Annotated in this window: 3 protein-coding genes and 1 pseudogene; all 4 read right to left on the reverse strand. The window is 47.0% G+C overall.

The window, feature by feature from the left end; genetic code table 11:
• A pseudogene (locus tag AZ66_RS23260) lies at nucleotides 1–618 on the reverse strand (ATP--guanido phosphotransferase); the annotation flags it as partial.
• A 71-nt stretch (nucleotides 619–689) separates the two neighbouring features.
• Entirely contained in the window at nucleotides 690–1,235 is a 546-nt protein-coding gene (locus tag AZ66_RS23265) for a UvrB/UvrC motif-containing protein (RefSeq protein WP_021252490.1), read from the reverse strand.
• Nucleotides 1,236–1,285: 50 nt separating this feature from the next.
• Nucleotides 1,286–1,747 (reverse strand): CtsR family transcriptional regulator, encoded by a 462-nt coding sequence (locus AZ66_RS23270; protein ID WP_021259816.1) that lies wholly within the window; start codon nucleotides 1,745–1,747, stop codon nucleotides 1,286–1,288.
• 559 nt (nucleotides 1,748–2,306) lie between these two features.
• A complete protein-coding gene (gene pulA / locus AZ66_RS23275) occupies nucleotides 2,307–8,693 on the reverse strand; it encodes a type I pullulanase (RefSeq protein WP_044357033.1) in 6,387 nt (2,128 codons plus the stop codon).
• Between the last annotated feature and the right edge of the window lie 249 nt (nucleotides 8,694–8,942).

The following is an 8,942-nucleotide window of genomic DNA, read 5'->3' on the forward strand; positions in this document are numbered from 1 at the left end:
GCCAATCCAACTTGGGTAACGGCCTGAAGCATTGAGGTTAATCTGCTGTGTCATTACCAATGCCGGCAAATGCATCATCACCGATGCCCGTATTCCTGTTCCCACATTCGTCGGGCAGCTTGTTAAGAAACCTCTCTTCTCATCGAAGGAGTAGTCGATTTGCGATTCAAACACATCATCGATGCGGTTAGCCTGCTCCCAAGCCTCACGAATTTGCAACCCTGGAAATAGGCATTGAATACGAAGATGATCTTCCTCGTTAATCATGATGCTTGTCGACTCATCCTCACTGACGATGACTGCGCCATTGCGGGACTCATTTGCCAAACTCGGGGATATCAAATGCTTCTCTACTAGAACTTGCTTCTCTGTATCGCTAAGCTCTGCCAGCTCTAATTCATGAAAGTGATTCAATTGCGCAAATTCCGGGTCTTTCATGACTGCTGACAAAAGATCCAACACCTCGGCCGATTGTTGATTCGTAGCCAAGAGCGGGAACGGCAGTCCGCTAATATTCCGTGCTATACGGATACGGCTGCTGATGACGATATCGGAATCTGGGCCCGTGCCGCGCATCCAATCGCTTAGGGCTTCTTCAATAAATCGTCGCTCTGTCATCTCGTCATCTCCTTCCAATTCGCACTGCTTATTGTCATCTTACTCTCTCGTTAGCGCTTGTATCCTAGGTGCTATGAACTGCTTCTCTCCGAATCGCTTGGCGGCTGCTTCTCCAATTCGCGAATACGGTCACGCAAGGTTGCGGCCTCTTCGAACTCTTCACGCAAAATGCTGAACTGCAGCTGTTTCTTCAATTCTTCCAGCTCGCGTCTGCGCTGAATTCGGCCTCCTCCACGCTTCGGAATTTTGCCAACGTGAACGGTATTGCCATGTACCCGCTTCAATAGCGGATCTAAGCGCTCTCCGAAAAAGGTGTAGCATTCATCACAGCCAAAGCGGCCGAGCTTACCGAACTGTGCATAAGTCAGTCCGCACTTCTCACAGCGCATAGGCTGCGGCTTCGCATCTTCCTTAGCTCCCTGTTTGCTCCCTGTCAGATCGAAATCAAGCAATCCCGACAATAAATTATGGATGGAGAATCCGTTCGCCGTGCCTGGAATCCATTCGCCTTTTTCCCGGGCACATGATTCACAAATGTGAAACTCCGTCTTCTGTCCATTAATGATTTTCGTAAAATGCAGGGTAGCCGGTTTCTGACCACATTGTTGACACACCATAACCGTCTCTCCTCCTTTATAGGTAGCATCCATCTCACATTCTTACATCTCTACTTGCTAAGCAGTGCCAGCAGCATCGACCTTAGCAGCCGGGCTCGTATCTCGTCGCGGTAGGGAAGCTTTACTGTTATATTGTCCCGAGAAACAGCAGCCCGCAGCAGATTCGCTTCCCGGTGGGAGATGAATTCCGCTTCTTCCAGTTGATAGATAAGACCTTCAGCGGCACTCTGCTCAATCTGTTCCCCAATGGATTCGCATAAATGATTATGAATCGCTTGATGGGCTGGCAAGTCAATTCGCTGGATGCGAATGTACCCTCCCCCGCCACGTTTGCTCTCAACAACATAACCCTTCTCCAACGTAAAGCGTGTGCTGATCACATAGTTAATCTGCGATGGAACACAAGAGAATTGTTCTGCCAAGTCATTGCGCTGAATCTCAACGGAACCTTCCGTACTCTCAAGTAATATATGCTTCAAGTAGTGCTCGATTAGGTCGGAAATGTTGCGCATCTTCTCCCCCCTTTCCGCCTGCAGCAGTCTCTATATTAGGTTTAACCAAATATAAGCCTCACTTATTCTAGTTTGGCGCAATATTTTGAACTTTTTTGACTATTAGTCTGACTTTGACTTTCTTTGACTTTATTTTTATTATATCGCACTCGTTTGATTTTGCAACTATTTTAGATCGATTTCATCAGCTATTCTACACGATGATGTGGATAACCTTCTTCTTGGTTAAAAAGCACACGCTCATTCCATCTCAATTACGCAATATATTCAATTACACAGTTGATGGTAAGCCTATTCGTGAAACTCTATATGTGGATACCTGGGAACTTCTCCACACTCGTGGATAAATGATGGGTTTAAATGTGCATAAGGAGACTCATTTATCCCTTCTCCACAGCTTGTTCATTGCGAAATATACATGGTGTACATTTTACCGCTATGTTCGTCCAATTATGCACATGTGAATAACAAATTGAAACAAGCTAATGAATGATTGCGTTCGTTCCAGTATAAAACTCCCGCTGCCGTCCTTACGGATGACACGGGAGTGATGGTCGTGCTATTCAGCAATATATTGTAGAGCAAGAAGAAGTCTGGTCAATGCAACTCCCGCTTCTGCTCGTGTAGCGTTGCCGCTAGGACGCAGCGTGCGGTCTTGGTAGCCATTGAGGAACACAGTTGAGAGTTCCAAATGATGACCTGCAAGTCGAGCAGCATTGCCAAGCATTTGTCCCAATTGCTCGCGAGTAATGGATGCATTCGGATGGAATGATCCGTTACCATCCCCCTCAACAAGCTTTAATTGCACCGCAGTCGCAAGTGCATCTGCATACCAAGCTGATGCTGGCACATCCTTGAAGGCATCCTTGGACAGGTTCTGTCCTTGGACATCGCCATAGCCTAATGCCCGCACAAGCATGGACGTGAATTCTGCCCGAGTTACCTTATCATTCGGGACATACTGTCCATTTCCTCTGCCTTGAATAATGAACTTAGAAGCTAACAGTTCCATATTCGCTTTCGCCCAATGGCCATTCAAATCATGGAAGCTCGGTGCATACTTGAGTACTGCGAAGATACCATTATAATCGTGCTTCATGTTCATTACCGAATTCGATTCTCCCTCAGTGCGCTCCATCCATGACGGAACGAATGAGAATGTCTTTGTCTTTGCATTATACTTTACAGCTGTCATCTTCCCAGCACTTTGGCTGCTCGGAAGTCGAATGGAGCCCATTGTAAGATTGCCTGCACGATCAGGAATTGGTTCCTGCTTCCCATCCTGCTCCAAACGCAACTGGAACTGAACAGCTCCCATCAAATGAGCCCCTGGCTGTGTGGATGCCGCAGATGTAAGCACCTTCAGCAATTCAGCCGAAGGCTTCATCATGTGTACGGTCAGCTGTTGTGATGCATTCCCATTGCTCAGATCTGCTAGCTGTTTCACCGGAAGTTGATAGCTGCCTGCTCCCGAGCGTACCACAATGTTCAATTGCGTATGTTCCTTCATTGCCTGATTCAATTTCTTCATCGGGATTCGAATACGTACGTCTTCTGACTCCGACGGCGCTGCAATTGTCCAAGTTCTCATTTCTGTTGCCGAACCCGTCAAACGTGACATCTCTTCCATATCTTCATTGCGAATGAACAGCTCAACAGTCGCCGTTCCGTCAGCATTCTTCAGAAGATTCAACGTTGTTGGCTCATAACGAACGCCATCCTTCGTGACGGTCATTCCCTTAAATGACTCTTCTGTTCCCCCTTGATGAGCTGCCCCGCCATTTCGATCCTTGCTGCCATTTCCGTTTCCAGAGCCGCTTCCATTGTCAATGCCCGTTTCTGGCTTCGTATCTGGGTCTGTTCCTGGATCCGTTCCTGTGTCTTTCACGACGACAATCGAGCGTCCGTTTACGGTATTGTGCGGATCATTCAGTTCGTTTGTTACTCCATCCTTGGTAATGGAGAATTTATACGTATACTCGCCTTCCGCTGCGTTCTTCATTACGTAGATGAACCATTCATTTTCTGCATCGTACGTCATCGAGTAAAACTTGCCGTTGATCGCAATATCAGCTTGCGTGATCCGATCCTGCGCTCCACTCGCAAACAACGTCTCATCCCGATAATAGAACACAACCTGACTCTTCTCTTGAACTGGGCCAGTTACTGAAGGCAGCGTCCGAAATGATTCCTGCCCACTGTATACATACACCTTAGTTAACGTGTCATCCAAATTCGTCTTAATGAAGCGATTGGCATCGATATCTTTCTCTTCCCAGTTGCCCCGTTTTACGATAAACCCAATCGATTCAGACTCTGGAGCGATTTCAATCATGGCAGTCGCCATTCCTTTGTCAAAATGCTGGAACTCATGACCGTCATCTTTTACACCTGTCTGCCATACCCATAATCCCCAGTTGTCGTATTTCGCGTCTGGACGAACATAGTTGATTTGTACATAGCGCTTCAGGAACGGCTTAACCACTACCTTCTTCGAGGCCTCTGCTGCTCCAACCCGAGCTGTAATGACCGCCGTTCCTTCCTTCACGCCTGTTACCTTCCCAGCACGGTCTATTCTAGCCACTGATGCATTCGACGTGCTCCACTCAGCTGCACCAGACATCGTCTGTCCGAATTGATCCTTGATGGCAACTGTAAATGGTGATGTGCGGCCCTCAAAGATTGAATCTGCACCGTTAATGGACAGAGTCGTAGGAACAAGCTTCGCTACTGTCACATTTACCTGTGCTTTCAAATTGCCCGAGGTTGCGGTAAGAACTGCGGCTCCTTCCTTCACTGCCGTTACTTTGCCTCCACTGTTGATGACGGCCACCGCAGCATCGGATGATGCCCATGTTACGTTCTCAGTAAACATAGGACGACCCTTCTGATCGCGCACCACTGCTGTCAAGCGAGTGCTTACGCTTGGCTCTAACCCAAGCGTAAGAGGTGCTACTTCAAGCTTTGACGCTATCGGTGTATAGCCATTCTCCTGATCGTACAACACCATCATGGACAATCCGGCTACTTCTACCTTGCCGCCCTTCACCGTACGTATCGTCTTCACTCCAGCAGACGTATGGTCGACAACCACACTCCATTCATCCGCAGTGGGCAGTGTAACTTCTTGCGGAGCAGTCGAACCGTTATAAATGACGGCGATATTGCGCCACGTATCCCCATTTGCATAGTTATTCAGCTTGAATGCGATAACTTGACCTTCTTGGCGATACACTTGTAAGTTCGATTTCACCCCTTCCTTCGTTGTCATGCGGAATGCTGGATGTGCTGTCCGCAGCTCGATAAGACCTTTCAAATAATCAAAAACTGGCTTGTACTCCGCCTTCTGTTTCCATACGATCTGATTAATCTCATCTGGGCTCTCATAGCTGTTATGATCCCCGAACTTGCTGCGAAGCAGCTCATCTCCTGCATGAAGGAACGGAATGCCTTGTGCCGTAAGAACAATACCATTTGCAAGCAAGGAACGCTTAACGGTCTCGTTATCCAGTACACTTGACTCCGTCAAGGTTGCGAATGGATTTCGTTTTATGTCCTTATCTTTCCCCTGCGTCTTCAGCACCTTATCCCATAAATTCAAGTTATCATGTGCGGTTACATAGTTAATCGTCTCTGTCGGGGAGGCCGTAAAGTCTGTGATTGCACCAAGCAGACCTTTCACCACATCCGCTTCTTTGCCTTCGGCTCCTGTCGCGAATCCTTTGGAAGCGTCGTCACTTCCACCCTTTATTGCCCCGCGAATATTGTCATTGAATACAGCGAATCCTTCTCCGCGCTGCTTGCCTTTCTCAATCTGCAATTCCGCAGCAAGCGGTGTGCTGCCTCCCGACCACGGCTCACCATAGATTATGATGCTTGGGTCAATCTCTCTCAGATCACGCACGATGGCGCGTGTCGTCTGCAGATCGACTAGCTTCATCAAGTCGAAGCGGAATCCGTCTACATTGTATTCCTCAGCCCAGTACTTCACGGAGTCCTGCACGTATTTGCTAACCATAGGACGTTCTGTTGCTATCTCATTCCCTACTCCGGAGCCGTTAGTGAAGTTGCCTTGCTCATCGCTCCGATAGAAATAACCTGGTACAATCTTATCAAATACGGACATATCCGATTCCAGGCCGGTTACAAATGTATGGTTGTACACGACATCCAGCACGACCCGAATGCCTTGGTCATGAAGCGCTTGCACCATTGCCTTGAACTCACGAATTCTCTTCGCTGGGTCTTCCTGTGCTGGGTTGGTCGTATAGGAACCCTCAGGCATGTTATAGTTTACCGGGTCATAGCCCCAATTAAATTTTCGTTCTTTCGAGCTTAGATCGTCCACCAGCTTCTCATTTACCGAACCGAAGTCATAGGTTGGAAGCAAGTGAACATGCGTAATGCCAAGCTCTTTCAAATGGTCGATCCCTGTCTTTATATCTGGCTTTCCAGGCAAAGTCGTTCCTGTTTCCGTAAAGGCAGTAAACTTGCCTCGGCTGCCTGGCGATACTCCTGAGTTCTCATTAATTGAAAAATCACGGACATGCAATTCGTATATGACAGCGTCTGTTGGATCCAGGAATGGGGGCTTTCGATCCCCGTCCCAGTTCCTTGGATTGGTTGCCGCAAGATCAACAACTGCCGACTTCCCGCTGTTCACCGATGCCGATCTCGCATATGGATCAAGTGCATACGTTGTGCTACCATCCGGGAATTGCAGCTTGTACATGTAATAGGTTCCATGCAAGTTGCCATCCACGTTAGAGGCCCATACCCCTGTAGCTGCATCCTTACGCATCGAGACTTCCCTGCTAGGCACATCTTTCGCCATGTCCGCTCTATTGTACAAGGCTAACGAAGCTCGTGCAGCCGTAGGCGCCCATACTTTGAAGCTGCTTGAAGTCGAATGATACGTAACACCTAAGTCATCCCCAGCATATACGTAGCTATCCAAAATACCACGCATCTTGATCGGCATATCCCGATATATGTTCTGTGGATTTCCTTCATAGCGTACTGTATATGCCTTTGACACATCATCAACCGGATTGAACAGACGGATCTTCACAGATTTCTCATCTTCGCCTTGAGAGGATGCGCTCTCCAATTTGGTTGTACCTTCATATACGGCAAATGCGGAGTAATCCAAGTTCGGAACAATGTCTTTCAATGTAACGCGAACTTCATGATCCTGATCCATCCATGCAGCATGCATAGAAGGCCGAGCCTTGGTTGTAAAGGAAAACTCATATGCTGTGTTCGGTGTATTCGTGTCCTTCCCCGTTGCCACTCCCGCTGGAATAACAACCTTATACTCTGTATCATAACGCAGCGGTTGACTCGGTGTAACGACCAACTGCTGCTCCTTTATCGTCACATCTATCGGTTGGGTCGCACCTAGCTTATCCTCAAGCGTGATGCCTTGCCCATTCATCTCAATTTGTTCGGAGAAGGTGACGATAATCGGCTTATTAACTGCTACATGCTGCTGTTTATTGGCCGGATCTGTGCTAATCAGCTCCAGAGCGTCACTCATCCCCTTTATCTCGTAATTTCCGGCATATACACGCTGTACATTCGGGTTCGATGATTCATTCCAACTACTTGCTCGTGTATTCCCCGGATCTTCTGGTATTACATTGAATGCACCATGCGTGTCCTCATTTCCGCTTAGAACAACAATTGGACGCAAATCGTCATTATTTTTTAGCTTGAGCTGATGCAGCGGTATAGACGCTTCAAATCCTGACTGTCTGGATACAGCGAATTCTGATCCTTTACGATCTCCCCACGTGGATAAAATGGGGGTATTGTAATCCGAGGCCTTATATAAAGCAGCGCCTTCTATCTCATTGTTTTGTTTCAAACGCATCATATGATGATACTGCGGCTTCTCCGTTGTACCGCTAAAATTATATTGCGCTTTCCATGGATTGTCCGCAATGCCTGAATCAACACGATTCACATTGAGGGCAATATCAATATACTGCCCCTTATCTCCCCAATTTGGCAATTGTGCATCTACCCATATATACAGCTTCTTACTATCATTGATCAGTTTGATTGCACCTAGCTTCGTATCGCCATATGTGCTCTCTGTTACAGATGTACCAAGTGCCACTACATCGTCCCAGAGACTGTCTTTAACCCCATCAATGATTGGAGCAAAAGTAACCGTAAACGGCTCGCTATAGGTAGATAAGCCGTTCGGGTTCTGTTTCATATTCCAGCCTGTCGCAATTTCATTGTCTGCCGTTTCGGGAATTACATCGAATACACCATGCTCATCCGCGCGATCACCGCTAAGAACAACAATCGCTTTGACGGTGTCATTTAGCTTCAATTGAAGCTTATTCAAAGGAATTGCCCCAGTCATTACTTTGGCTTGCTCTGCAACATGGAAGGATGCCCCTTGTAAATCTCCTGTATGAAGCAATGGTGTTGATGAGGCACCCTCATATACAGCCGCCTCGCCGCCTTTCTTCGATTCCATCACAATATGGAACTTCGGCTTCAGCTGTGTATGGTTATAATTGAATTGTCGTTGATAAGGATTGGTTGCGACTCCGGAATCAAAATCATTGATCTGCAAAGCTATATCAAGATACTGCCATGACTCCGCATGAGCTGCATCGACACGGAAATACAAATACTTTGCATCGCTTGTCAATTTCATCTGATCCAATTTGGCACTATTCCAGCCTGCTGTCGATGACGACCCTAATGGCTTCACCATATTCCAATCAACAGCCTTCAATGCGTCTTCTGCCGTTGTCTGTTCTGCTGATTTGGGCTGTAGTTGCTGCTTCTTCTTCTCAGCTAAGGAGTCTTGGACTGCAGATGTAGAAAATGCATAAGTCATCCCTCCTCCCCATACTGGCATCAAGCTAATTAGCATGACACCAACTAACATACCAGAGATCGAAGCCTTCCATTTCCTCATGACATTTCTCCTCTCTAAATGGATGCAAACGTTTGCATAAATATCAAAAGATAATGAAGCTAGATTGATTGTCTTTACCAAACTATGTAGTGGTTCAATGCCTCCATAGATAAATCACCCCAAATGTAAACGCTTGCAAAATCAAGCATACTGGTTCGTTTATTCCCTGTCAACCATCCTTAAGACCTAGCCTAAATCCTTATATACAAAAAGACCACCGTCGAGATATCTCAACAGTGGTCTTTAATT

It is taken from the genome of Paenibacillus sp. E194 (assembly GCF_000935845.1).
Taxonomy (GTDB): Bacteria; Bacillota; Bacilli; order Paenibacillales; family Paenibacillaceae; genus Paenibacillus_B; species Paenibacillus_B alvei_B.

Bases quoted from the DNA above. Each gene is read 5' to 3' on its own strand.
- pulA (WP_044357033.1), bottom strand. From the start codon at position 8,693: ATGAGGAAATGGAAGGCTTCGATCTCTGGTATGTTAGTTGGTGTCATG.
- AZ66_RS23270 (WP_021259816.1), bottom strand. From the start codon at position 1,747: ATGCGCAACATTTCCGACCTAATCGAGCACTACTTGAAGCATATATTA.
- AZ66_RS23265 (WP_021252490.1), bottom strand. From the start codon at position 1,235: ATGGTGTGTCAACAATGTGGTCAGAAACCGGCTACCCTGCATTTTACG.